Origin of the sequence: Streptomyces sp. NPDC001380 (assembly GCF_042895785.1) — a bacterium.
Classification (GTDB): domain Bacteria; phylum Actinomycetota; class Actinomycetes; order Streptomycetales; family Streptomycetaceae; genus Peterkaempfera.
In genome coordinates this window covers 133502-158415 of record NZ_JBIAWP010000016.1, presented here as the reverse complement: position 1 = coordinate 158415, position 24914 = coordinate 133502, and the positions used below count along the sequence as shown (strand labels likewise).

Here is a 24914-nt window from a genome sequence, read left to right as displayed (position 1 = left end):
ATCCGGTAGCTGACGGGCTGGTAGGAGGTCCACCACTGGGGGCCCTGGATGTGCTCCTGGGGCGGGGAGACCTCGACGAAGCCGTAGCCCTTGGGACCGAGGGTGTCGGTGCACTCCTTCGCGACGGAGGTGTACGTCCACTCGAAGAGGGTGGCGGTGACGTCCTTGCTGCCGGGCGGGGTGGCCTGGGCGGCAGGGGTCAGGACGAGGCCGGTGCCCACGGTGAGGCCGAGGGCGGTGGCGGCGGTGAGGGCGCCGACCGTACGCGGTCGGCGGCGTCCGTGCGCACGCGCGCGGGTGGGGTTGTCCACGGTGTCTCCTGGTGGCTGGGGGCAGCCGTCGGGGTGGGTGGAGAGACTCGGCGGATGGGGCGGGAGTGCTTGGCCCGCAAGACCGTTCCGTTGCTTGCTGCAAGCTTCATGAAACTTGCTGGAAACTTGCTGTCTGCAGAAAGTAGGGTTCTGACCGGACGCCGTCAAGACCCCGGGCCCGACAGGTCGCCGCCGGCCCCGGCGGGGAACCCCCGCCGCCGTGCGGACGCCTGGGCGCGGCCGTCGTGGGGCGACCGTACCGGTGCGGGTCCGGCCGGCGCCTCCGCCCCGGGCGCGGGCGCCCCGCCCCCCGGATCCCGACCCTCCCGGTTCCCGCCCCGCCGTGGCCCCGCCCTACCGCCGCGCACCGGTGCCGCCCCCGTCCGCGCCGGTGCCGCGGCGCCTCGCGCTTTCTGATGCCGCATCAGCTTTTTTACAGGTGAAGCCGTATTGTCAATTCCCCGGCGCGGTGCCAGCCTTGAGGACGAGCGGGAGGGGCCCGGAGCGCCCCGACCCCCGCGGAGCCGCCGAGGAGGCACCCCATGACGTCGACCGGCCCGGCACCCGCCGGGGAGACCGCGGCCCCCTGGCGGGACCGCAAGCGGTACGCCTGGCTGCTCGGCCTGGCCGTGCCCACCCTGCCGTTCCAGGCCGGGGCCCTCGCCGCCGCCACCGGCCAGGGCCTCTGGTGGTGGTGGGGCCCCGTCTTCGCGTTCGTGCTCATCCCGGTCCTGGACCGGCTGATCGGCACCGATGCCGAGAACCCGCCCGAGGCCGCGATCCCCGTCCTGGAGCGCGACCGCTACTACCGCTGGTGCACCTACCTCTACCTGCCCCTGCAGTACGCCGCCCTCGTCTGGGCCTGCGTCCAGTGGACCCGCCCGGAGCTGTCCGCCGCCGACCGCACCGGCCTGGCCGCCACCGTCGGCGTCGTCGCCGGGGTCGCCATCAACACCGCCCACGAACTCGGCCACAAGCGCGAGTCCCTGGAGCGCCGCCTCGCACGCGTCGCCCTCGCCCAGACCTGCTACGGCCACTTCCACGTCGAGCACAACCACGGCCACCACATCCGGGTCGCCACCGCCGAGGACCCCGCCAGCTCCCGGCTCGGCGAGAGCTTCTGGGCGTTCCTCCCGCGCGCCGTCGCGGGCAGCGCCCGCTCCGCGTGGCGGCTGGAGGCCCGCCGCCTGGAGCGCCGCGGCCGGCCGGTCTGGTCCCGGGAGAACGACGTGCTCACCGCCTGGGCGATGTCCGCCGTCCTGTTCGGCGCGCTCACCGCCGCCTTCGGGCCGGCCGTCCTGCCCTACCTCGCCCTGCAGGCCGTCCTCGGCTTCTGCCTGCTGGAGAGCGTCAACTACCTGGAGCACTACGGCCTGCTGCGCGAGCGCCGCCCCGACGGCCGGTACGAGCGCGTCGCCCCCCGCCACAGCTGGAACAGCAACAACACCACCAGCAACATCTTCCTGTACCAGCTCCAGCGCCACTCCGACCACCACGCCAACCCGCTGCGCCGCTACCAGACGCTGCGCCACTTCGACGAGGCGCCGCAGCTGCCCTCCGGGTACGCCTCCATGATCGTCCTGGCGTGGGCCACGCCCCTGTGGCGCCGCGTCATGGACCCGCGCGTCCTCGCCCACTACGGCGGCGACGCCACCCGCGCCAACCTCCACCCCCGGCTGCGCCGCCGCCTCGCCGAGGCCGCCGCACCCGCCGCGGGGACGGCCGGGGCGGCCTGACCCGCCCCCCCGCCGGCCGCCGGGGCCCCGTCCCCCCGCCGGGGCCCCGGCACCCGCCTGCCCGGCACCCGCCTGCCGGGCACCCGGGCGCCCGGGACCCGCGCGCCCGGGACCCCGCCACCGCGACCTGGCAGACTCCTCCCCGTGACCGCCGAACCCCTGCACCGCGTCTACCGCCGCGAACTGCGCGAGGCCGCGCTCGACGCCGCCCGCGACGCCGTCGTGGAACGCGGCTGGGGTGCGGTCCGGATCTCCGGCGTCGCCACCCGCGTCGGCGTCTCCCGCCCCACCCTGTACCGGGAGTTCGGCAGCAGGGAGGGGCTGGGCCGGGCCCTGGTGCAGCGGGAGGCCGAGGGGTTCCTCGCCGCGGTCGCCGAGGCGCTCGCCGCCCACCCCGGACGGGTGGGGGACGCGGTCGAGGCGGCGCTGCGCGCCGTCTTCCGCCAGGCGGACGCCAACCCGCTCCTCGCCGCCGTCCTGACCGCCTCGCACACTGGAGCCGACACCGGCCTGCTGCCCCACCTGACGACCGAGCCGGACGCCGTCCTCGAACCCGCCCGCCGTCTGGTGGCCGCCTGGCTGGCCGGGCAGCGGCCCGCCCTGCCCGCCGCGGAGGCGGACGAGGCCGCGGACGTCCTGGTCCGGCTGACCCTCAGCCACCTCCTTCAGCCCTCGCCGGGCGGCGACGCGCCCGCCGCCCTCGCCCGCCTCGCGGAGCGGCTGACGGGCGGGGCGGCTGACGGGCCGACCGGCTGACGGGCCGACGGGCCGACGGGCCGACGGGCCGACGCGTCGGCGGTCCGTCAGCCGGTCGGCCGGGAGCCGGGGCCCGCGTCCGCGGCCCCGCACGGGTGCCGCCGGCCCCGGACCGGACGGGACCCCGTCAGTCGAGCCGCGCCGCCAGGATCGCGATGTCGTCGTCGTTCCCCTCGCCGAAGCGGGCCAGCATGAGGTCGCAGAGCAGTTCCAGGTCCTCCGGCCCGGCCGACGCGGCCGTGGCGAAGGCGGCCAGCCGCTCGTCCAGGTCGGTGCGCCGCTCCTCCACCAGGCCGTCGGTGACCAGCAGCAGCCTGCTGCCCGCCGCCACCGGGTACGGGACCGCCGGGGGGTGCGGCAGGCCGAGGCCCAGGAGGGGGCTGTGCGGCCGCAGGTAGCCGCCCGCGCCGTCCGGGCCGATCAGCAGCGGCGGGATGTGCCCGGCGTTCGAGACCCGGACCTCCCGCCGGTCCGGGCTCACCAGCACCAGGCACACGGTCACCGTCACCCCCGGGCGGGAGCGGACGAGGAAGGTGTCCAGCCGCTCCAGGACCGCCTCCGGCGGATGGCCCTCCATGGCGTAGGCGCGCAGGGCGTGGCGCACCTCGCCCATGACCGTGGCCGCCGACAGCGAGTGGCCCGCGACGTCGCCGATGGCCAGCAGCAGCCCGCCGGAGGTCTCCACGGCCTCGTAGAAGTCCCCGCCGATCTCGGTCTGCTCCGCCGCCGGGCGGTAGCGCACCGCCAGCTCCAGTCCGGGCACCCGCGGCAGCCGGCTCGGCAGGAAGGTGCGCTGCAGGGTCAGGGCGAGGGAGTGCTCCTCGCTGTAGGCGCGCAGCGCCTCCAGCGACAGGGCGCATGCGTGCGCCAGCTGGATCAGCAGGTTCCGGTCGTCGGAGGACCGGGCGGTGTCCGCCTGCACGGCCAGGCACAGCGGGGGCCGGTCCCGCTTGGTGCGGGCCGCGGCCACCAGCAGCTCCCCGTCCATCGGCGCACCGGGCAGCAGCGGCCGCCACACCTCCTCGGGCACCGTCGCCGTCCTCGCGCCGGTGGCGCTGCCGAGGACGAGGTCGCCCAGCCGCGCGTGCGCGTCGGCGGCGGCCGGCGCGGGGAGCGTCAGGGCGCCGGGGGTGGGGGCGACCGTGCACAGCGCCTCCTCCTGCGGGGTGAGCAGGACGGCGGCGGCGGGCTGCCCGAGCAGGACGGCGGCGCCGGCGGCGGCCGCGGCGGCCAGCGGCCGCGCGGCGGGGGCGCTGTAGACGTCGAGGGTGATCCGGTTCAGGGCGGTGACGCGGGCGGCGAGGTCCTCGGCCCGGCGGCGGGCGCGCGCGTACCGGAGCACGGCCGCGACCGTGGCCAGCAGCTCCTGCGGGTCGATGGGCTCGGCGAGGTAGGCGTCCGCGCCCCGGTCGAGGCCCTGGGTGCGGTCGGTGACGGCGATCGCGGTGGCGGACACGTGGATCACCGGCACGCCCGCGGTGCGCGGGTCCGCCTTGAGGCGCTCGCACACCTGGAAGCCGCTGAGGTCCGGCAGCCGCACGTCGACGACGGCGACCTCCGGTGCGTCGGGGCCGTCCTGCCAGGCGGCCCGCAGCCCCTCCTCCCCGTCGCCGGCCTCGACCACGCGGTGGCCGGCGCGCCTGAGCCAGGTGGTGAGGACGTACCGCTTGACGGCGTTGTCGTCGACGACCAGCACGGTCGCGGGGGCGCCGTCCGGCGCGGGCGCGTCGTTGCGGGCGGGCGCGCCCTCCCGCGTCCCGAAGGGGTCCGGCGCGTGCGCCACCGCGGTGCTCCGGGCGCCCTGCGGGCCCCGTGCATCCGGTGTGCCCGGCGTGCCCGGTGTACCCGGTGTGCGCGGCGCGTCCGGGACGTCCCCGTTCACCGCGCCTCCTTCCCGCCCCGGCCGCCGGCGCCCCCGCCCGCCTGCTCCGTGCCTGTCCGCCCCGTTCCCGTCGGACCGGTTCCTGCCCCGGACGGGCCGCCCAGAAGCACCTCGGCCAGCCGCTCGTAGGTCAGGCCGCCCTTCTGCAGCACGGCCCGGGCGTGCGCCAGCCGGTCCCGGTCGACCGCGTCGTCGGGGGCCGCGGTGACGACGACCAGGGGGACGCCGCCCACCTCCGGTCCGGCGCCCGCCAGTTCCCGGGCGGCCGCGTAGCCGTCGGTCCCGGGCATCTGGAGGTCCAGGAGCACCGCGTCCGCGCCCTCGCGCCGCACCGCCCCGGCGATGCCGGTCGCCCGGTCGAGCTCCACGACCCGGTCGGCCAGCCGTTCCAGGACCGGCCGGACGACGGCCCGGAACGCCGGGTCGTCGTCGACGCAGAGGAGCACGCCGAGCGGCCGCGGCCCGTCCGCGGTGCCCGCACCGGCAGGCTCCGCCGCGGGCACCGGGCCGTCCGCCGGCGCCGGCCCGGCGGGGGCCTCCGGCTCCGGGCGGACCGGCAGCCGGACCACCACGGTGGTGCCCCGGCCCGGTTCGCTCGCCAGCGCCAGCGTCCCGCCCAGCAGCTCGGTCAGCCGCCGCGCGTACGGCAGCCCCAGCCCGGTGCCGGACCGGCCCCGCTGGTGCGGCCCCTGCACCTGGTAGAACTCCTCGAAGACCCGCTCCTGCTGGTCGTGCGGGATGCCCACCCCCGTGTCGCGGACGGTGAACAGCATCCACTCCCGGCCGTCCGCGGACTCGGTGCCCACGTCGAGCGAGACCTCGCCCGCCTCGGTGAACTTCAGCGCGTTGGACAGCAGGTTCCGCAGGATCCGGGTGAGCATCACCTCGTCCGTGACCGGCTCGGGCACCCCGGCCGGACCGGCCACCGACAGCCGGACGCGCCCGCCCGGGGAGGAGGGGCGCATGGTCCCCTGCAGCTGCCCGAGCAGGACCCCGAGGTCCACCGGCGCCTGCTGCGGCCGCAGCTGGCCCGACTCCGCCTTGGCCACGTCCAGCAGCTCGTCCACCAGCGCCAGCAGCGTGCTGCCCGACCCCGCGATCAGCGACACCTGCTGCCGCTGGTCGGCGTCCAGCAGCGGCGACCCCGGCGCCAGCAGCAGCCGGGCAAGCCCGATCACCGAATTGATCGGCGACCGCAGCTCGTGGCTGACGGTGGCCCAGAACCGGGTCTTGGCCTCGCTCACCTCCTGCAGGCGGCGGGTCTTGTCCTCCAGCTCCGCGTAGAGCGCCACCACGCCGCTGTTGGTCTCCTCCAGCTCCTGCGACAGCTCGTTGTACAGCGCCAGGACGCCCTGGTTGGTCTCCTCCAGCTCCTGGTTGAGCAGGTGGAGCTCCTCGCGCTGCGCCCGGACGTCCTCCAGGGCGGCGATCAGGTCGTGGGTCTGGGCGCGCATCCCGGCGGAGAGGGTGTCCCCGGCGGTCGGGCCGAGCATCGCCCGCACCCGGTCCGCCCAGGCGCCGTGCGGGTCGGCGCCCGCGGGCAGGTCCTGCTCGACGGCGATGCTGCCGCCCTGCCCGGCCGGCACGTGGCGGATGCGGGGGACCAGGCGTGCGGCCGACGCCAGCGACTCCGGCGACGGGGGCGGCCCGTCCTGCCAGCGCAGCGTCACCACCAGGGTCGCCACGGCGCCGCCGCGCACGGAGAACGCCGTGGTCACGGCGGTGCACTCCAGGCGGTCGCGGCCCAGCTCGCTGAGGGCGGTGGCCAGCCGCACCTGGTCCTGCCGCTCCAGCCCCAGGGCCTCGGCGGCCACCAGGCCGCCGCGCCGCAGGAGGAAGACGTCCTGCTCGGTGGCGAGCGCCGCCACCGGCCGCCATCGCATGTCGGACGCCACGTCGCTCACCACAGCCCCTTCGCGACCACGATCCCGGCGTCGTCCCGGCGCAGGCCCGCCTGCTGGAGCAGGTGGCCGGCCAGGACGACGGGGGAGTGGCGCAGCAGGCCGCCCGGCAGTCCCGGCCCCCACCGCTCGGTCAGGCCGTCGGAGTGCATCACCAGGGCGCTGCCGGGCGGCAGCGCCGCCTCGAAGGTCCGCAGGCCCCGCATCTGGTGGCCGGCGATGCCCGGCGCGGACAGCAGGCTGCTGCGGGCGTCCGGCCGCACGAGGAAGCCGCTGATGTTGCCGACCCCGCAGTACAGCAGGCGTCCCGCCGCGGGTTCGATCCGGGCGACCGCGACGGCGCCGCCCCGGGTGCCGCGCAGCGCGGTGTGGACGTCCCGGAGGACCGCCTCCGGACGGGCCGCCCGGGACTCCCGGAAGGCGTGGACGGCGGCCTCGCCGGCGCGGGCGGCGAGCGGGCCGTGCCCCAGTCCGTCGCAGAGCAGGATCAGCACCGCCGGACGCCCGTCCCCGGCGCCGGCCGGTCCGGTGCCCGCGGCGGCGTCCGCACCGCCGGCCGGGTCGAGCTTCGCGGCCCAGGTGTCGCCGCAGACCTGCTCGCCGCTGATGGGGCGGGTGAGCCCGGCCACCGGCGGCTCGTCGGCGGGGGCGTCGAGGACGGCCTGTCCGGTCGAGGTGTCCCGCGCCCAGAACCGCGCGGCCAGCACCGTGCCGCGCCCCGGTGTCGACTGGAGGTCGAAGGCGTCCGCCATGCGGCCCACCACGCCCAGGCCGATGCCCAGGGTGCCGGCGCTCGACACGCCGTCGCGCAGGGCCGCGGCCACGTCGGCGATGCCGGGCCCGCTGTCCATGGCCACCAGCTCCACCGCCGCCCGCCCGCCCGAGCGCAGCACGCGCAGCAGCACCGAGCCGTCGACGGCGTGCCGGCCGATGTTGGTGGCGATCTCCGTGGCGGCGAGGGCCACCTCGGAGGCGCGCTGACCGTCGAGGCCGATCCGGCGGGCCAGTGCGGCGGCCGCGCCCCGCACGGCGCCGGGCAGGGCATCGTCGTCGCGGAACCAGGCCACGTCCTCGCTGCCGAGCAGTTCCGGGCCGGTCACCGGGCCCACTTGACCACCGAGACGGTGGTGCCGCGGCCGACCTCGGTCTCCAGGTGGAACTCGTCCACCAGCCGCCGGGCCCCGCTGAGCCCCAGCCCCAGGCCGCCGCCGGACGTCCAGCCGTCGGTCAGGGCGAGGTCGATGTCGGGGATGCCCGGACCCGAGTCCTCGAACGAGGCGGCGACCCCGGTCCGGCCGCCCCGGGTGACCAGGCCGGCGCTGACCGAGCCGCCGCCGCCGTACACGAGGGTGTTGCGGGCCAGCTCGCTCGCGGCGGTCACCAGCTTGGTCTGGTCCACCAGCGAGAGGCGGCACTGCAGCGCCAGCGCGCGCACGAGGTGGCGCACCCGCACCACGTCGTCGTTGCGCTCGATGGGCTGCCGCGTCGCCCCGCCCACCGGGACAAGGGTGCCGGTCACGCCGTGTCCGCGTCCGGGAGGCCCGACCTGCGCCGCAGGATGGCCAGGCCCTTCTCCAGGTCGAGGGCGGTGCGGACGCCGCCCAGGGACAGGCCCAGCTCCACGAGCGTGATCGCCACGGCGGGGCGCATGCCCACGACGACGGTCTCGGCGTCCAGCATGCGCGAGATCGAGGCGGTGGTGGCGAGCATCCGGCCGACGAAGGAGTCGACGATCTCCACGGCCGTGATGTCGATCACGACGCCGCGGGCGCCCGTCGCCACGATCCGCTCGGCCAGGTCCTCCTGGAGGTCCATGACCGTCTGGTCCTCCAGGTCCATCTGGATGGACACCAGCAGGACGTCCCCGATCCGCAGGACCGGCACACGCTCGCTCACCGGCGCTCACCGGCCTTGGCGACGACGGAGGCGCCGGTGCGGCCCAGGGCGTGCCGCAGCGCGTCGGCGAGGCTGGCCTTGGTCACGATGTCGCCGAACTCGATGCCGAGGGCGACGATCGTCTGCGCGATCTGCGGGCGGATGCCGGAGACGGTGCACTCCGCGCCCATGAGCCGGGCGGCGACGATCGTCTTCAGCAGGTGCTGGGCGACCTGGGTGTCCACCGCGGGCACGCCGGTGATGTCGATGATGGCCTGCTCGGAGCCGGTGTCCACCAGCGCCTGGAGCAGCTTCTCCATCACCACCTGGGTGCGGGCCGAGTCCAGGGTGCCGACCAGCGGGACCGCGATGACGCCGTCCCAGATCTTCACCACCGGCGTCGACAGCTCCAGCAGCTGCTCGGCCTGGGCGGAGATGATCTCCTCGCGGGTCTGCGAGTAGGTCTCCATGGTGAAGAGGCCGAACTCGTCCAGCAGCCGGCTCAGCCGCAGGTAGGCGCCGATGTCGGCGCTGGACCCGCTGGTGAGCCGCGGCTCCAGCACCTCCTTGAGCGCGAAGACGCTGACCGCGGTCTCGCCCGGGGTGAAGCCCTGGCGGGCGCGGTTGCGGGAGATCTCGGTGAGCAGCGCCCGGACCTCGGAGAAGTTCTCGTCGTGGACCCCGCCGGCGCCCCGGCGCAGCGCCTCGACCAGCGCGTCGTACAGTTCGCGCAGCTCGCGGTCGAGCTCGACGGTGCTCATCCGGTTCCGCAGGGAGGTCGACACCCGCTCGACCCAGGCCTCGGCGAGCCGTCCGCCGTCCGCGGAGAGCAGGTTCGCCAGCCGCTCGGAGAAGTCGGGTCCGACCACGTGGCGTACTCCTTAAGTCATTGACCCATGGCAACGATGGGATCCTGCGAAAGCGTACGGCATCGTTCCCGGCCTGCGGGGCGCGGCCGTGCGCGGGCCCCCGGGTCCGGGCCCGACTGTATCCCTCGTCTGCGGGCGGGTAGGGTCCCGGGCGGGGCGGTCGCGGTCGCAGAGGGGCGCGCGCACCCCCGACCGCCGTGAACGAGGGGGCGACGTGGACTCCGTACAGCCGCACACCTCCGGAGGGCCGACGCTCCGGGCGCGCTTCGACGGCTCCCCGGGCACCGTGGGGGAGGCCCGCCGCCTGGCCGCGGAGCACCTCGCCGCCGCGGGCGCCGGACCCCACGACGCCGAGCGCGTCCTGCTGGTCGTCTCCGAGCTCGTCACCAACGCCGTCCGCCACGCGCCCGGCCCCTGCGTGCTGACGGTGGACGCCGGCCCCGGCGCCGTCCGCGTCGCCGTCCAGGACACCAGCCCCGTCCGCCCCGACCCCCGGCCCGCCGACCTGAGCACGGGCACCGGCGGCTTCGGGATGCACCTGGTGGCGCAGCTCTCCCGCCGCCTCACCGTGGAGGACGCCGCCCACGGCACGGGCAAGAGCGTCGTCGCCGTGGTGGACACCGGCCCCGCCTGAGGCGCGGCCCGCGCCGCCGCGGACCCCGCACCGCCGCGCACCCGGCGGTGCCGGCCCTCAGGCGATGTCCACCGTGGTCAGCTCGGTGAGCCCGGAGACGGTCAGCACCGGCCCCAGCAGCGCCGGGGCGACCAGGTGGATGCGCTCGGCGTGGGTGAACAGCGTGATCAGCCCGGCGCTGTCGAGGTACTCGACGGCGGTCAGGTCCACGACCAGGCGGCCCGAGGCGGGCACGGCCCCGGCGACCGCGGCGGTGAACTCCCCGGCGTTGCTCATGTCGATCTCGCCCGCGGCCGTGAGGACCGGGGTCCCGTCCGGCCGTCTGCCGGTGTCGAGGCGGAGCCGAGTGGTCATCTGCCGATCCTCGTCTGCATGTCGACGGTGGTCCCGCCGTCACCGGTGTCGATGGTCACCTGCTGCATCAGTGCACGCATGAGGGTCAGTCCCCGGCCCCGGTGGGCGTTGGAGCCGGGATCGGGCGTCTTCCAGCGCCCGGAGTCGGCGACGGTCAGCCGCAGCCCGTCCGCGGTCGCGGTGGCGGTGAGCCGCACCTGCTGCCCCGGGCGGTCGCGGTGCCCGTGCTCGATGGCGTTCGCGCAGGCCTCGCCGGCCGCGACGAGCACGCCCTGCGCCTGCCGGGGCGGCAGGTCGCAGCGGGCCAGCCACTCCCGCAGCGCGCCGCGGACCTGGGCCAGCCGGCCGGACTCCGCGGGGAACGAGACCTCCAGCGGCCCCGGGTGGCGGTACAGGAGGAAGGCCACGTCGTCGTCGTACCCCTCCTCCGGGGCGAGCCGCTCCATGAGCCGCACCGCCAGCTCCTCCAGCGGGACGCCGCGGCCGCCGCCGACCGCGGCCGCCGCCTGGTCCACCCCGGCCGTCAGCGGCCGGCGCCGCCGCTCCACCAGCCCGTCGGTGTACAGCAGCAGCGTGGACCGGGCCGGCACGGTGCGCTCGGCCTCGGGCCTCGGGTGCCCCGGGCGCACGGCCAGCGGGGTCGAGCGGCCCCCCTCCAGCAGCTCGGTGCGCCCGTCCGGGTGGGCGAGGATGCCCGGGGGGTGCCCGGCGCTGGAGTACACCAGGCGCCCGCTGCCGGGGTCGAGGATGCCGCAGAAGACGGTGGTGCACAGCGCGCCGGGCACGAGCGCGGCGAACCGGTCCAGTGAGGTCAGGGTCTCCGCCGGACCGGACGCCTGCAGCAGCAGCGCGCGGCAGGCGCTGCGCAGCTGCCCCATCACCGTGGCGGCGGACAGGCCGCGCCCCACGCAGTCGCCGACGACGATCCCGATGCGGCCGTCCGGCAGCTCCACGGTGTCGTACCAGTCGCCGCCGACCTCCAGCGGGCGGGTGGCCGGCTCGTAGCGGACCGCGAACCCGGAGGGGAGCCGGTCCGGGCCGAGGATGGCCCGCTGCAGGGTGAGGGCGACCTCGCGCTGCTGGTCGGTCTGGTGGGCGCGGCGCAGCGCCTGGCCGAGGTGCCCGGCCAGCAGTCCCAGCAGCGTCGGGTCCTCGTCGCCGAAGGGGCGGGCGGGGTCGGGTTCGAGCCACAGGGACAGCAGGCCCTCGGGGTGGTCCAGGGTCACGCCGACGCCCGCCGGGTCCTCCGAGACGGCGGGGTGCAGCGGCGGGTGGCCGCGCAGGGCCTCGACCGCCCGGCGCCTCGGCTCCGGCAGGTCCTGCCACCGCAGGCCGCCGTCCGGGCCGGCCACGGCCGGCTCGCCGTCGCCGCGCCAGGTGACGGCGAGCACGGACCGGGTGTGCCACAGCCCGCCCAGGGCGTCCAGCGCCGCCCGGACGGCATCCGGCACGCTGGACGCCTGGGACAGCCGCACGCTCATCGCGGTGAGCGCCGCCTCCCGCTGCGCGGCGAACCGCTCCGCGGTGACGTCGCGGACGGTCCCCACGCGCATCTCCTCGCCGGTCTCGGGGTCCTCCACCGTGCTGAAGGTGGCCGCCACCCAGATCCGGTGCCCGTCGCGGTGCAGCACCGGGACGGTGAAGCTGCCGCGCCGGTCGCCCATCAGCTGCGCGTACGCCTCGCCGGCCCGCTCGTGGGCCTCGGGGTCGACCGACGGCGCGGGCCACCACGGGTACTGCGGGGGGTAGGGCAGGCCCTCCGGCCCGTACCCCAGGATGTCCGTGAAGGCGGTGTTGATCTCGACGACCGCGCCGCCCGAGTCGCAGACGAAGAACCCCTCCTGCAGCGACGCCACCATGGCCGCCCGCCACCCGGCGTGGTGGTTGCGCACCCGGGCCAGCTCCAGGTTGGTCCGGACCCGGGCGAGGAGGTCCTGGGCGGAGAACGGCTTGACCAGGTAGTCGTCCGCGCCCGCCTCCAGCCCCTCGATCGAGGCCTCCTCGCCGGCCCGGGCGGAGAGCAGCAGGACCGGGATCCCGGCGGTCCGCGGGTCGGCGCGCAGCGCCGCCACCAGCTCCAGGCCGCCCATGCCCGGCATCATCACGTCGCTGACGACGAGGTCGGTCCGGCCGAGGCGGGCCTCCGCCAGGGCGGCCAGGCCGTCGGTGACCGCGGTGACGCGGTAGCGGGGCTCCAGCAGCCGCGCCAGGTACTCGCGCATGTCGGCGTTGTCGTCGGCGACCAGCACCCGTGCGCCCTGCCGCCCCCCGCCGTCCTGTGCCGTGCCGTCCTGCACCGCGCCGTCCGGCCCGCCGTCGCCCTCCTGCGGGTGCCGCCCCGCCCGCGGCGGCCCCTCCGGCGGCTCCTGTGCCGCGGACGGCCGCGGCAGCCACCGCATCGCCTCCTGCACGAACGGCTCCGCGGTGGCGGAGACGGCGGCCGGGCCCGGCTCGGCCAGCCGGTCCGCCGGGAGGTGGGCGTGGCCGAAGGGCAGCCGGACGGTGAAGACCGTCCCCGCCCCCTCGACGCTGTCGGCGGTGATCGTGCCGCCGTGCAGCCCCACCAGCTCCTGCACCAGTGCGAGGCCGATGCCGCTGCCCTCCTCCGACCGGGAGCGGACGTTCGGGATGCGGTGGAAGCGCTCGAACAGCCGCGGCATCTCCTCCGCCGCGATCCCGGTACCCGTGTCCGAGACCCGCAGCACCGCCCGCCCGTCCTCCGTGCCGAGCGCGACCCGGATGGCACCGTCGAAGGTGAACTTCAGCGCATTGCTCAGCAGGTTGAGGACCACTTTCTCCCACATGCCGCGGTCCAGGTGCACCGGCTGCGGCAGCGGGGGGCAGTCCACCTCGAACGCCAGGCCGGCCCGCTCCACCGCCGAGCGGAAGACGCTGGCGAGCTCGGCGGTGAACACCGAGAGGTCCACCGGCTCGTAGCGGGCCTGCATCCGGCCCGCCTCGATGCGGGAGAAGTCGAGCAGGGTGGTGACCAGCCGGCCCATCCGCAGCCCGTTGCGGTGGATGACCTCCACCTGCTCGCGGACGTGCTCGTCGAACCCGGACAGCTCCGCGCGCAGCTCCTCCACCGGCCCCATGATCAGGGTCAGGGGGGTGCGGAACTCGTGGCTGATGTTGGAGAAGAACGCGGTCTTGGCCCGGTCCAGCTCGGCCAGCTCCTCCGCCCGGTGCTGCTGCACCTGGTAGGCCACCGCGCCGTTGACCAGCGCCGCCGTGTGCTGGGCGACCAGGTCCAGGAAGGTCCGGTACGCCTCGTCCAGGGCCCGCCCGGCGCTCGCCGCGAGGACGATCACCCCGACCGGCTCCGCACCGGTCTCGCCGGGCAGCGGCAGCACCACGGCCTCGGTCGGGGGCCGGCCCCAGCTGCCGCCGGGCAGCTCGCCGAAGCGCGCGGCCAGGTCGCCCACGGTCGCGGCCCGCCCGGTCCGCAGCACCTCCTCCAGCGGCCACCCGCCGGGCCCGCCGGGCAGCGGGACCGGGCCCGCGCCGGCCGGGCTGCTCGCGGCCAGGACCAGGCCGCCGGTGTCCTGGCTGCGCAGGTGCACCGCCGCGTACGGCACGTCGGCCGAGGCCCGCTCCAGCGCCGCGGCGACCAGCCCGCAGGCCTCCCCGACCGTGCGGGCGGTGCCCGCCTGGGCGCCCAGGTCCTGCAGGGCCGCCAGCCGCCGCTCGCCCACGACGCGCTCGGTGGTCTCGTTGACGGCGGTGAACGCACCGCGGACGGTGCCGCAGTCGTCGTGGATCGGGCTGTAGGAGTAGGTCCAGTAGGTCTCCTCCCAGTAGCCGTGGCGGTCCATCGGCAGCAGGAGGTCCTCCGACCAGGTGGCCTCGCCGGTCTCCAGCACCGACTCCAGCATCGGGCCCACGATGTGCCAGATGTCCCCCCACACCTCCGCCCCCGGCCTGGCCAGCGCGGGGTGCTTCGTCCCCAGCAGCGGCAGGTAGGCGTCGTTGTAGGCGAAGCGCAGATCCGGGGCCCACCACACGATCATCGGGAACCGGGAGGTCAGGCAGATCCGGAGGGCGGTGCGCATGCTCTCCGGCCACGACGCGGGATCACCCACCGGCGACGACGCCCACGGGTAGTCGCGCACCCGCCGCGCCATCTCGCCCTTGCCCGGGAACAGCCTGCCGGGTGACTCGGTGTGCTCCGCGCTCATGCCTCGTCCACTCCGTCTCCTGCCTCCGTGCCGGGCCCGTGTCCGGGACCGCCTGCCCCTCGCGCCGCCGGCCAACCGGTTCCCGGCGGCCTGCGCCGCAGGTGCGGGGCCGGTTCCGTAGGATAGGCCAGCCGGGCCCCGTGTCCGGCGCCTCCCCCGTCGCGGGGGCGGACCGGGCGAGGAGGACACACCCGCATGCCGACCGCGGACAGCGCAGGGCCCGGCGGGACCGCCCGCCGCCCCGCCGGACCGCCCCGCCGCCGGGCCGGGTGACCGGCCCCCGTCCGGGGCATACGCTTCCGCGCGTCACCTCCGCCCCGGCCGCCCCCCGCCCGCGCCCCGTCTAGGAGATCCCCAGGTGCCCGACTCCGACCAGCCCGACCCCCGTCCGCACGGCCCCGGCGCCCCCGGCCCGGGCCTCGGCGGCCCGGGCTCCCACGGCTTCGGCCCGGCCGACTCCGGCCTCGCCGTGACCGTGGGGGCCGCCCCCGGCGGGCCGAGCCTGGTGACCGTCGCGGGCGATCTCGACCACCACACCGCCCCCCGCCTGCAGGCCGCCCTGGCGGAGGTCGCCCTCGCCCCCGGCGCGGGCCTGGTCCTCGACCTCTCCGGCCTCACCTACTGCGACTCCATCGGCATCACCCTGCTGGTGGGGGCGCACCAGCGCGCCCGGGCCGCCGGGGCCGCCCTCGCCCTGGCCGGCCTCGACCCCGACATCAGCCGGGTCTTCCACGTCGTCGGCCTCGACCAGATCCTCTCCTTCCACGGGAGCGTCGAGGAGGCCGTCCGGGCCGTCGGCCCCGGCGCACACTGACCCCCCGCCCGGAGGACGCCGGTCCGCAGGCGGCGCCGACGCGCCGGGCAGCACCCGTGCCGGGCGGCGCTCACCACTCCCGGGCGGCCTCCCGCAGCCGGTCGCCCACGGCGGCCAGCAGGGGCGGGTGCCCGCCCCCGGCCCGGCGGGCCAGGTGCAGGGTGTTGATCGGCGGCTCCGGCGGGTCGAGCAGGGCCACCACCTCGCCGCGGGCCAGGCCCTCCGCGCACAGGTAGCGGGGCAGCACGCTCACCCCGGCGCCCGCCGCGACGGCCGCCAGCACCCCCCGCAGGTCCGGGACGACCACGGCGGCGGCCCCGGCGGGCCGGGAGCCGAAGACGCCCCGCCAGTACCGGCGCACGATCGGCAGGTCCTCGGCGTACGCCACCAGCGGGACCCCGCGCAGCGCCGCCGCGCCCTCCGAGGCCACCCGGTCCGCGCCGATCCGGGCCGCCGTGCCGGGCGACGCCACCAGCACGAACTCCTCGTCGGCCAGCGGCTCCGCCGCCACCCCGCGCACCCGCGGCCGCACGCTGGAGACCACCAGGTCGTGGCGGCCCGCCACCAGCCCCGCCAGCAGGTCGTCGGCCAGCCCGACGGAGACCCGCAGCCGCAGGCCCCGGTCCACCAGCGGCGCCAGCGCCGGCAGCACCAGGGCGGTCAGGAACTCCGCCGGACCCCCCAGGTGCACGGTACCGGCCGCCGGGTCCGCCCCGCCCCGGGAGGCGGCGACCTCCGCCAGCGCGTCCAGGGGCTGCGCCACCCGCGCCGCCAGCTCCTCCGCCGCCCCGGTCGGGGCGGCCCCGCGCGGCAGCCGCTCGAACAGCGGGTGCCCCAGGTCGCGCTCCAGTGCGCGCACCTGCGCCGTCACGGTGGGCTGGGACAGGCCCAGCCGGGCCGCGGCCGAGGTGAACGACCCCGCCCGGTAGACCTCCAGGAACGTCCGCAGCAGCATCAGGTCCACGCGCCGCCGCCCTCCTCCCGCGGCCCGGCCGCCCCCGGACGGCCCGCCATCGGATCCCCTGTGCCTCCGGGCGGCCCATCCTATTGGCCGCCGATGTGCGGGGATGCCTACGGTGGGGCACGTGACTCCGGTGGGCGGTGCCCGATCCGCCCGTTCCCGTGAAAGGCGAACCATGTCCCAGAACAGCGCGGCCCCCCAGGGCGGAACCGGCGAGAACACCATGCGGGCGATGGCCTACGAGACCTACGGCGGCAGCGAGGTCCTCGCGCCCGCCCGCCTCCCGCGCCCCAAGGTCGGTCCCGGCGAGGTCCTCGTCCGGGTGCGCTGCGCCGCCGTGAACCCCGTGGACTGGAAGCTCATGGCGGGCGGCCTCGACGGGCTCATGGACACCGTCTTCCCGGTCGTCCCCGGCTGGGACGTCGCCGGCGTCGTCGAGCAGGTCGGCATCGACACCCCCGAGTTCTCCGTCGGCGACGAGGTGGTCGCCTACGCCCGCAAGGACTACGTCCACGGCGGCACCTTCGCCGAGCTGGTGACCGTGCCCGTGCGCGCCCTCGCCGCCAAGCCCGCCTCGCTGAGCTGGGAGCAGGCCGCGGGCCTGCCGCTCGCCGGCCTCACCGCCTACCAGCTCCTCACCCGCCTCGGCACCGGCTCCGGCGACACCGTGCTCGTCCACGGCGCCGCGGGCGGCGTCGGCTCCCTGGGCGTGCAGATCGCCCGCGCCCTGGGCGCCCGCGTCATCGGCACCGCGTCCCCCGGCAACCACGACCGGCTGCGCGCCCTCGGCGCCGAGCCGGTGGCGTACGGCGAGGGCCTGCCCGACCGGGTCCGCGCCCTGGCGCCGGAGGGCGTCGACGTGGTCGCGGACTTCGTCGGCGGCGTCCTCGACGCGACCCTGGCGGTGCTCCGCGAGGGCGGCCGGCACGCCTCCATCGCGGACGACTCCGTGATCGGCGCCGGCGGCCAGTGGATGTGGGTGCGGCCCAGCGGCGAGGACCTGGCGGCCCTGGGCGCGCTCGCCGACGAGGGGAGGCTCACCGTCCCGGTCGAGCGGACCTTCCCCCTGGAGGAGCTGGCCGACGCCTTCGAGCTGAGCCGCGGCGGCCACGTCCACGGCAAGATCGTCGTCAAGGTCTGACGGCGCGGCGGGCCCGGTGCGGCGGCGCGGCCGTCACGCCGGGCCCGCCCCCCGCGGGTGCCCTCCGCCCGGCCCCCGCCGCTAGGGTGACGGCGTGTTCACGACCCGACCCACCCTGCAGGGCACCTTCGGCATGGTGTCGTCCACCCACTGGCTCGCCTCGCAGTGCGCCATGGCGGTCCTGGAGGAGGGCGGCAACGCCTTCGACGCCGCCGTCGCCGCGGGCTTCGTCCTCCACGTCGTCGAGCCCCACCTCAACGGCCCGGCGGGCGAGGTGCCGATCCTCCTCGCCCCGGCCGGCGGCCCGCCGAGGGTCCTGTGCGGGCAGGGGCCCGCCCCGGCCGGGGCCACCGTGGAGCACTACACGGGCCTCGGACTCGACCTGGTGCCCGGCACCGGCCCGCTGGCCGCCGCTGTCCCCGGCGCGTTCGACGCGTGGATGCTGCTGCTCCGCGACCACGGCACCCGCACGCTCCGCCAGGTGCTGCGGTACGCCGTCCACTACGCCGAGGCGGGCCACCCCGCCGTCGAGCGGATCGGCGCCACCGTGGAGAGCGTCCGCACGCTCTTCGAGGAGGAGTGGACCGACTCCGCCGCCCTCTGGCTGCCCGGCGGCCGGTCCCCCCGGCCCGGCGCCCTCCTGCGCAACCCCGCCCTCGCCGCGACCTGGCAGCGCCTCACCGCCGAGGCGGAGGCCGCCGCCACCGGCAGGGAGGAGCAGATCGAGGCCGCCCGCCGCGTCTGGCGGGAGGGCTTCGTCGCCGAGGCCCTCGTCCGCGCCGCCGCCCGGCCCGCCCTGGACACCTCGGGGGAGCGCCACGCCGGCACCCTCACCGGCGACGACCTGGTGTCCTACCGCGCCTCCTACGAGGAGCCGGCCACCTACGACTGGAACGGCTGGACGGTGTGCAAGGCGGGCCCCTGGAGCCAGGGCCCCGCCATGCTCCAGCAGCTCGCCCTGCTGCCCGACGGCTTCGGCCGCGACGGCACCCGGCCCGGCACCGACGCGTACGTCCACACCCTCGCCGAGGGCACCAAGCTCGCCATGGCCGACCGCGAGGCCTGGTACGGCGACGCCGCCGAGGTCCCGCTCGAGGCCCTGCTCTCCCCGGCCTACGCCGAGGCGCGGCGGGCCCTGGTGGGGGAGCGCGCCGACCTCGGCCTGCGGCCCGGCTCGCCCGACGGCCGGACGCCCCGGCTGCCCGCCCACGTCCTGCGCGCCGCCGCCGACCCCGCCGACGGCCCCGGCGCCCTGCCGTCGGGCGCGGGCGAGCCCACCGTCGCCCGCGACGGCGCCACCCGCGGCGACACCTGCCACGTCGACGTCGTGGACCGCTGGGGCAACATGGTCGCCGCCACGCCCAGCGGCGGCTGGCTGCAGTCCAGTCCCGTGGTCCCCGAACTCGGCTTCCCGCTGGGCACCCGGCTGCAGATGGCGTGGCTGGAGCCCGGCCTGCCCAACACCCTGACCCCCGGCCGCCGCCCCCGCACCACGCTCAGCCCCTCGCTGGCGCTGCGCGACGGGGAGCCCGTCATGGCCTTCGGCACGCCCGGCGGCGACCAGCAGGACCAGTGGGGCCTGCACTTCTTCCTCGCCGCCGCGCTCCTGCCGCCGGTCCGGGGCGGCCTGGACCTCCAGGGCGCCGTCGACGCGCCGGGCTGGCACACCGACGCCTTCCCCAGCTCCTTCTACCCGCGCACCACGCTGCCCGGCAGCCTGGTCGTGGAGGACCGCCTCGGGGAGGAGGCGGTCGCCGGACTGCGCCGCCGCGGCCACCGGGTCACCCTCGCCGGCCCCTGGTCCGAGGGGCGCGTGTGCGCCGTCGCCCGGGACCCGCGGACGGGCGTCCTGTCGGCGGCGGCCAACCCGCGGGGCATGCAGGGCTACGCGGTCGGCCGCTGAGCCGCCGGGCCGCTGAACCACTGAGCCGCCGGACTGCCGGACCGCCGAGTCGGTGAACCGCTGAGCCGCCGGGCCGCCGGGGCTCGGACGGCCGGTGGCGGGCGGCGGGGCGACGGGGGGCCGCGCGGCCGGGCGACCGGCGGTCGTGGGGCGGGCGGTGCGGAACGGAGGAGTCCGGAACAGGTCTCCGGGAACGGCATCCGCCCGGGCGGTCCGGCCCGAAGAAGGGGCGGAGGGGCCGGTCCTCCACCCCCCACGGCGGCCGGCCCCTCGTGCGTGCGGTCCGCGCCCCGCGTGCCCCCCGCCCGGCCCCCCGCCCCGCCCCGCCCCGTCCAGCCCCCGCCCTGCCCCGCCCTGCCCCGCCCGTGCCCCGGTCGGACGAGCCGGATGGCGGGCGCCGCCGCCGCGGGATGGGATGGAACGGTCGGCCCGTGCGCGCTGGGGCCGGCTGCCGCGACCCCCGTACCCGGCAGGCAGCGCGCAGCAGCGCCCCCGGCCGCCCGGCCCGCGGGGGCCCTCTCCGGAAGCGAGACCCAGCATGATCGTCAAGAAGCTCCACGACTCGGGCATCCGCGCCGAGCACGCCTACGCCGCCGGCTTCGCCTCCATCGGCCTGTCCCTCATCTCCTGGGCCGTCTCCATGAGCGTGGAGAAGAAGGGCGAGGAGCGGGCCGACCGCTGGGGCATCTTCATCGGCGAGTGGGCGCCCACCTTCTTCGGCCTCGGCCTCGCCCTCTCCACCTACGAGAAGAAGTAGCCCGCCCGGCGACGGCGCCCCCTCGGGCGCCCCGCGGCCCGCGCCGCCCCGCCCGGGGGCGGCGCGGGCCGGCGTCATGGCGGCGTCACCCCGCCGGGGCGCCGCCGGCGGGCTCCCCGGCGGCTCGCAGCGGCTCGTAGCAGTCGTAGTTGCGCTGGGCCGCGATCCTGCCGTCGCGGATCTCCAGGAACGTGGCGATGCGGGCCCGCAGGACGTGCCCTGCGGGCAGCGGCCCCATCGCCCCGGCGAGGACGCCCTCCCAGCGGACCTCCAGGGCGACCCGGTCGCCCGACGCGACGGCGTCCAGCACCTCGAAGCGCTGCCCCGACAGCCGCCGCAGGCCGCGCTCGGCCGCCTCGCACAGGCCGGCGACGTCGCGGACCGCCCCGTCGGGGAACAGCAGGTTGGGGAGTTCGCGGTGGACCGCGTCGGGGGTGAAGAAGCGGGCGAACTCCTCGCCCGAGGCGCCGGCGGCGACGGCGTCGTGGTGGCGGACGGCCAGGTCGATGTGGGGGTGCTGATGCGTCTCCATATGGACAACAGTAGTTGTACAACCTTGGTTGTCAAATATAGTGTCGTGCCATGGCAGCCCCCTCCGCCCCCGACGCCCCCCGGCCCGCCGACCTCGACACCGGCACCCTCTCCCTCCTCGCCGGGTTCGCCGCCGCCGACCTCGTGCAGGCGGCCCTCGCCCGCGAGGGCTTCGGCGACCTGCGCTTCTCCCACGGGTACGTCTTCCAGCAGCTCGTCGCCGCCGACCCCACCGTGGGCGACCCCACCGTCGGCGACCTCGCCGCCGCACTCGGCATGACCCAGCAGGGGGCCTCCAAGGCGGTCGCCGAACTCGAGGGCCTCGGCTACACCGAGCGCGTCCCGGACCCCCGCGACGCCCGCGTGCGGAGGGTGCGCCTCACCCCCCGCGGCAGGGCGGCCGTCGAGGCGGCCCGACGGGCGCGCGCGGACCTGGAGGACCGCCTCGCGCGGCGCTGGGGCGCGGGGCGCCTGGCGGAGGTGCGGGAGCTGCTGGCCGGGCTTCTGGAGGAGACGGGCGGCGCCGACGCGGTCCGCCGCCGCCAGGTGCTCCCGCCGCGCTGAGGGGGCCGCCGAACGGGTGCCGTCGGACCAGGTCGGGGCCGTTTCGGGGGACGGCGTGCGCTTCCCTTCGCACGTCCTGCACACTGTCGTCAGAGCCCGCCGGGCCACCCGGCCCGGTCGCACGCGGACGGCGCGGCACGCCGTCCGCCGGGCCGCCCCGTCGACACCTGCGGAAGGCCCTCCCGAACCGGTGAACACCCTCCTGTCCATCGAACGCGCACTGCGCGCCGCAGCGCCGCACAGACTCCTGGACGTGCTCCGGGACGCGCTCGCCGACCACTGCGCAGCCCTCGCCACCGACCTGCTGATGGCGGACTACGGCCTCACCGTGCTGCAGCCCGTGACGCTCCTGCCCCACACCGGCAAGGCCGTCCCCGTGCACTCCAGCGCCGCCGGCCGCGCGTTCGGGTCCCAGCAGCCCCACGCCGAGCAGCACGGGGACGGCACCTGCACCCTCCACGTCCCGGTCAGCGTCCGCGGCGACCGGATCGGGGTGCTGAGCGTCGTCCTCCCGGAGGCGCCCGGCCCGCGGACGGTGGAGGAGGTCGCCGAGATCGCCGAGATCGCCGCGCACCACGTCGCCGTCGCCGAACGGGACACCGACCTGTACCTCCAGGCCCGGCGCAGGAGCCGCCTGACCCTGGCCGCCGAGATGCAGTGGCAGCTCCTGCCCGGCCGGTCCTGCGCCCGTCCCGAGTACACCGTCGGCGCCCAGCTGGAACCGGCCTACCACGTCCGCGGCGACAACTTCGACTGGTCCGCGGACGCCGACCACCTCACCGTCGCGGTCACCAACGGCATGGGCGACGGCATCGCGGCGTCCCTGCTCACCAGCCTCGCCGTCAACGCGCTCCGCAACGCCCGGCGCGCCGGCATCCCCCTGGCGGACCAGGTGGCCCTGGCGGACCAGGCGGTCTGGGCCCAGTACCGGGGCGAGCGCTACGTCTCGGTGCTGCTCATGCGCTTCGAGCTCGCCACCGGCCGGGTGGAGGTCGTGGACGCCGGGTCGCCCCGGGCGTTCCTGGTCCGGGACGGGGAGGCGGCGCCGCTCTCCTTCGACGCGCAGCTGCCGCTCGGCATGCTGGAGGAGACCCTGTACGCGGTCCAGGAGACGCGGGTCGAGCCCGGCGACCGCCTCGTCGTCGTCAGCGACGGCGTCCACACCGCGGCCTCGGCCCAGGGGGAGCAGTACGGCGAACGGGCCCTCGCCCGCGCGGTGCTCGCGACCCGGCTGCTGCCGCCCGCCGACGTCCCGCGCGCCGTCCTGCGCGAACTGGCGGGGCACCGCGGAACGCTCCCGGTCGAGGACGACGCGGTGGTGCTCTGCCTGGACTGGCGGGGGCGCCAGGCCTGAGCCGCACGCCGGGAGGCGGCGCCCCGGGGCGGTGCGGCGCCCCGGTGCGGGGGCGACGGCGGGTGACGCACCGGCGGACGGCGGACCGGGGGACGGCGGACCGGTGGGTCGCTCCGTGCCGCGTCCGTGCGCGCCGTGCCGGTGTGCGCCCCGCCCCGGACGTGCCGGGGGGACCCGGCGGACTGCCGGGTCCCCCTCACGGGCGCGGGCCGGGGCCGCGGGCGGCTACCAGTAGTGCTTGCGGCCGCCGACGGCGCGGCCGGTCGCGCCCAGCAGCATCAGGACCACCCCGATGACGAGCAGGATGATCCCGATCGTCCACAGGATGGAGATGCCGGTCAAGAAGCCCACGACGAGCAGGATGACTCCGAGGATGATCATCGCGCCCTCCTTCTTTCCACTTCGACTCTGCTGTCCCCGCGGTGCCGGACGACCGGTGGCGCCTCCACCCGGGGCGGGACCCGGAGGACCTCACCCCGCGGGGGGCCGGCCGCCGGTGCTCGTGCCGGTACCGGTGCCGGTACCTGCCCCCGTGCCGAGGCCGACCCGTCCGAGCACGGTCCGGGCCTCCTCCGCGCGACCGCCGCGGGCGATCACGTCGTACCGCGAGGCGACCAGCGACCGGGTGGAGGAGAAGTCGCGCCGCCCGCCGGTCGCGGCGTGGCCGACGAAACCGAAGACGGCGCCCCACAGCGCGCCGATCAGGAGGCCGCCGAGGATCAGCCCGAACCAGGCCGGACCACTGGTGAACAGACCGACCAGCAGCCCGATGAACAGGCCGAACCAGGCGCCGCTGGCCGCGCCGGCAGCCGCGGCCCGCCCCCGGGTCAGCCGCCCGGTGACGTGCTCCACGAGGCGCAGGCCCGAACCCACGATGTCGAGGTTCTCCACGGGGAAGTGCTCGTCGGAGAGCCGGTCGACGGCGGCCTGCGCCTCCTCGTAGGTGCCGTAGCTCCCCACGGTGTTCCACGCGGCCGCCACGGGGTCCAGTGGGGACCGGTCCTGTGCCGTCATCTCCGATCCCTCCGCCGTCCGGTGTCCGCAGCCTGTCCGTCGGCCGCTGTCGTCCGTGATCCGCCCTCGGCCTTCCCCTGCCCCGAAGGGCAGCGGACATGCCGCTCCGGCCCTCTCAACCGTGCGTGTCGATGCCGGTCACCGCGGGATGCCCCAGCGGGGCGGTGTCCCCGGTGAACCCCGCGTCGCGCAGGGCGGCGCCCGCCACCGCCGCGGCGTCCGCCTCCGCGGAGCGGGTGTCCTCCGCCTCCACCTCCAGCCGGATGCTGAACGTGCCGTTGTCGTTGACGGTGAGGACGTCCAGGTCCTCGGCCTCGCCCAGTTCGGTCTGCTGCGGGTCCGACGGGCGCAGCCGCTCCAGCAGCGTCGTCCGTGCGTCACCGGTCAGCTCCTCCAGGAAGGTGCCGGGGATGGTGATGACGTACGTGGTCATGGCGTGCAGCTCCTCACAACTCCTCGCGACGGCGGCCCCGGACCGTGTGCGGGGCCCTGCGGTCCGTCACAGTGCCTTCCCCGAACGCGGCGGCTCACCGCCCCGGACGGCAGCGTCCCCCGGTCGGCCGGGTGCCCGCCCCTCTCCGCACGCCCCGTGTCCCCGCATCCCTGCGCCTCCGCATCCCCGCATCCCCGCGCCCCGGGGTCCCCGGGCCTCCGTCCGGCGCCGTCACTCCGCGCGCCGGGGGCCGTGCCGGGCGACGCTGAACCGGACGTCCGCGGGCAGCCGCCGCCACCCGGCGGACCGCCTGGCCCGCTCCAGGGGACCGTCGGCGAGGGCGCGGAGCGTCTCACGGGGGGAGCCCCCGGTGCCGAGGGCGAGGTCCACCCGGGCCTCGGGCCGTGCGGCCCGCCCGGACATCCGGGCCCCGGCCTGCACCACGCCCGGCAGGCCGGCGGCCTCCGCGGCGATCGCGTCGCCCAGTGCCCCGTCGCGCACCTCGACGCCCTCCTCGGGCTCCCCGCCCGGGGACGTCCCCCAGACCGGCAGCCGGCCCGGCCGCGGCCGCCGCAGCTGGGCGAGGAGCCACCCCAGGGCGAGCAGGGCGACCACGGCCAGGGCGGCGATCACGGCCGGCCACCACCACCAGCCCTGGCTGCTCCACCGCTCCCGGTCGCCCGCGCCGAGCAGGACGTCGTGCGGCCCCGTCAGCGGCCACCCGGACGGCGGTCCGAGACTCCACCGGCGGTACAGGTCCAGTCCGGCCGTCAGCACCAGCAGCCCGCCGCCGAGCAGCAGCAGGCCGGCGAGGGCCAGCAGGATGCGGTTGGTCGTGGTCCGCGGCTTCATGGGGTCGCCTCCCGGCGGTCGGGCCGCCCGGTGCGCGGATCGCCCGGTGCGGCGGGTGCGGCGGGTGCGGAGATGCGGGGGTGCGGGACGCGTG

Annotated in this window: 23 protein-coding genes and 1 pseudogene; 9 read left to right on the top strand and 15 right to left on the bottom strand. The window is 77.2% G+C overall.

What is annotated here, in order from left to right; all coding sequences use genetic code 11:
* Positions 1–311: pseudogene (locus ACFY07_RS20435) on the bottom strand (hypothetical protein); the annotation flags it as partial.
* A gap of 542 nt (positions 312–853) precedes the next feature.
* Between ACFY07_RS20435 and ACFY07_RS20430 the strand changes: the two are divergent.
* Entirely contained in the window at positions 854–2047 is a 1194-nt protein-coding gene (locus tag ACFY07_RS20430; RefSeq protein WP_390870345.1) for an alkane 1-monooxygenase, read from the top strand.
* Between the two features lie 144 nt (positions 2048–2191).
* Positions 2192–2803, top strand: coding sequence for a TetR family transcriptional regulator (locus ACFY07_RS20425; protein WP_390870343.1), 612 nt, complete (start codon positions 2192–2194; stop codon positions 2801–2803).
* Between the two features lie 127 nt (positions 2804–2930).
* Here ACFY07_RS20425 and ACFY07_RS20420 read toward each other — a convergent pair whose 3' ends face one another.
* The 6 genes from ACFY07_RS20420 to ACFY07_RS20395 all read right to left on the bottom strand — a co-directional run bounded on the left by ACFY07_RS20420 (position 2931) and on the right by ACFY07_RS20395 (position 9330).
* Entirely contained in the window at positions 2931–4499 is a 1569-nt protein-coding gene (locus ACFY07_RS20420; protein ID WP_390870361.1) for a SpoIIE family protein phosphatase, read from the bottom strand.
* 182 nt (positions 4500–4681) lie between these two features.
* The gene (locus ACFY07_RS20415) at positions 4682–6589 is read right to left on the bottom strand and encodes an ATP-binding protein (RefSeq protein WP_390870341.1); all 1908 of its coding nucleotides are present in this window, start codon (positions 6587–6589) and stop codon (positions 4682–4684) included.
* Positions 6586–7695, bottom strand: a complete 1110-nt coding sequence (locus ACFY07_RS20410) for an ATP-binding SpoIIE family protein phosphatase (RefSeq protein ID WP_390870340.1) — start codon at positions 7693–7695, stop codon at positions 6586–6588. Before ACFY07_RS20410 ends, ACFY07_RS20415 begins: the two co-directional genes overlap by 4 nt.
* Positions 7683–8084 carry an ATP-binding protein gene (locus ACFY07_RS20405; protein ID WP_390870359.1) on the bottom strand — a complete coding sequence of 134 codons (402 nt, stop codon included), beginning with the start codon at positions 8082–8084 and terminating at the stop codon, positions 7683–7685. The genes ACFY07_RS20410 and ACFY07_RS20405 overlap by 13 nt, the downstream gene beginning before the upstream one ends.
* Before the next feature lie 17 nt (positions 8085–8101).
* Positions 8102–8482: an STAS domain-containing protein gene (locus ACFY07_RS20400; RefSeq protein WP_390870338.1), complete on the bottom strand. Its 381-nt coding sequence runs from the start codon at positions 8480–8482 to the stop codon at positions 8102–8104.
* Positions 8479–9330 (bottom strand): STAS domain-containing protein, encoded by an 852-nt coding sequence (locus ACFY07_RS20395; protein WP_390870337.1) that lies wholly within the window; start codon positions 9328–9330, stop codon positions 8479–8481. The genes ACFY07_RS20400 and ACFY07_RS20395 overlap by 4 nt, the downstream gene beginning before the upstream one ends.
* 214 nt (positions 9331–9544) lie before the next feature.
* Here ACFY07_RS20395 and ACFY07_RS20390 point away from each other — a divergent pair, with 214 nt between their 5' ends.
* Positions 9545–9964: an ATP-binding protein gene (locus ACFY07_RS20390; RefSeq protein ID WP_390870335.1), complete on the top strand. Its 420-nt coding sequence runs from the start codon at positions 9545–9547 to the stop codon at positions 9962–9964.
* Positions 9965–10021: 57 nt separating this feature from the next.
* Here the strand turns inward: ACFY07_RS20390 and ACFY07_RS20385 are convergent, their stop codons facing one another.
* Together ACFY07_RS20385 and ACFY07_RS20380 are read right to left on the bottom strand one after the other, a co-directional pair.
* On the bottom strand, positions 10022–10318 hold the full coding sequence (locus ACFY07_RS20385; RefSeq protein WP_230652577.1) for an STAS domain-containing protein: 297 nt from the start codon (positions 10316–10318) through the stop codon (positions 10022–10024).
* A complete protein-coding gene (locus tag ACFY07_RS20380; protein ID WP_390870333.1) occupies positions 10315–14496 on the bottom strand; it encodes a SpoIIE family protein phosphatase in 4182 nt (1393 codons plus the stop codon). The genes ACFY07_RS20385 and ACFY07_RS20380 overlap by 4 nt, the downstream gene beginning before the upstream one ends.
* A gap of 358 nt (positions 14497–14854) precedes the next feature.
* Here ACFY07_RS20380 and ACFY07_RS20375 point away from each other — a divergent pair, with 358 nt between their 5' ends.
* Complete coding sequence (locus tag ACFY07_RS20375; protein WP_390870331.1) at positions 14855–15310, top strand: STAS domain-containing protein; 456 nt, start codon at positions 14855–14857, stop codon at positions 15308–15310.
* 70 nt (positions 15311–15380) lie between these two features.
* On the opposite strand, the gene ACFY07_RS20370 is transcribed toward ACFY07_RS20375, so the two are convergent.
* Positions 15381–16265 (bottom strand): LysR family transcriptional regulator, encoded by an 885-nt coding sequence (locus ACFY07_RS20370; RefSeq protein WP_230652622.1) that lies wholly within the window; start codon positions 16263–16265, stop codon positions 15381–15383.
* Positions 16266–16494: 229 nt separating this feature from the next.
* Between ACFY07_RS20370 and ACFY07_RS20365 the strand changes: the two genes are divergently transcribed.
* The 3 genes from ACFY07_RS20365 (at position 16495) to ACFY07_RS20355 (ending at position 20072) form a co-directional block, all read left to right on the top strand.
* Entirely contained in the window at positions 16495–17412 is a 918-nt protein-coding gene (locus ACFY07_RS20365; RefSeq protein WP_230652620.1) for an NADP-dependent oxidoreductase, read from the top strand.
* Between the two features lie 94 nt (positions 17413–17506).
* A complete protein-coding gene (locus ACFY07_RS20360) occupies positions 17507–19315 on the top strand; it encodes a gamma-glutamyltransferase family protein (RefSeq protein ID WP_390870329.1) in 1809 nt (602 codons plus the stop codon).
* A gap of 538 nt (positions 19316–19853) precedes the next feature.
* A complete protein-coding gene (locus tag ACFY07_RS20355; protein WP_230652571.1) occupies positions 19854–20072 on the top strand; it encodes a hypothetical protein in 219 nt (72 codons plus the stop codon).
* Positions 20073–20157: 85 nt separating this feature from the next.
* Here the strand turns inward: ACFY07_RS20355 and ACFY07_RS20350 are convergent, their stop codons facing one another.
* Positions 20158–20604, bottom strand: coding sequence for a nuclear transport factor 2 family protein (locus ACFY07_RS20350; RefSeq protein ID WP_390870327.1), 447 nt, complete (start codon positions 20602–20604; stop codon positions 20158–20160).
* A 50-nt stretch (positions 20605–20654) separates the two neighbouring features.
* Here ACFY07_RS20350 and ACFY07_RS20345 point away from each other — a divergent pair, with 50 nt between their 5' ends.
* Positions 20655–21167, top strand: a complete 513-nt coding sequence (locus tag ACFY07_RS20345; protein ID WP_390870325.1) for a MarR family winged helix-turn-helix transcriptional regulator — start codon at positions 20655–20657, stop codon at positions 21165–21167.
* Positions 21168–21357: 190 nt separating this feature from the next.
* Positions 21358–22521, top strand: coding sequence for a PP2C family protein-serine/threonine phosphatase (locus ACFY07_RS20340; protein ID WP_390870323.1), 1164 nt, complete (start codon positions 21358–21360; stop codon positions 22519–22521).
* 225 nt (positions 22522–22746) lie between these two features.
* On the opposite strand, the gene ACFY07_RS20335 is transcribed toward ACFY07_RS20340, so the two are convergent.
* The 4 genes from ACFY07_RS20335 to ACFY07_RS20320 all read right to left on the bottom strand — a co-directional run bounded on the left by ACFY07_RS20335 (position 22747) and on the right by ACFY07_RS20320 (position 24820).
* Positions 22747–22902, bottom strand: a complete 156-nt coding sequence (locus tag ACFY07_RS20335; protein ID WP_230652566.1) for a DUF6131 family protein — start codon at positions 22900–22902, stop codon at positions 22747–22749.
* Positions 22903–22992: 90 nt separating this feature from the next.
* On the bottom strand, positions 22993–23535 hold the full coding sequence (locus ACFY07_RS20330; protein ID WP_390870321.1) for a general stress protein: 543 nt from the start codon (positions 23533–23535) through the stop codon (positions 22993–22995).
* A gap of 115 nt (positions 23536–23650) precedes the next feature.
* The gene (locus tag ACFY07_RS20325) at positions 23651–23968 is read right to left on the bottom strand and encodes a hypothetical protein (protein WP_230652564.1); all 318 of its coding nucleotides are present in this window, start codon (positions 23966–23968) and stop codon (positions 23651–23653) included.
* A gap of 231 nt (positions 23969–24199) precedes the next feature.
* Positions 24200–24820: an alkaline shock response membrane anchor protein AmaP gene (locus ACFY07_RS20320; RefSeq protein ID WP_390870318.1), complete on the bottom strand. Its 621-nt coding sequence runs from the start codon at positions 24818–24820 to the stop codon at positions 24200–24202.
* Between the last annotated feature and the right edge of the window lie 94 nt (positions 24821–24914).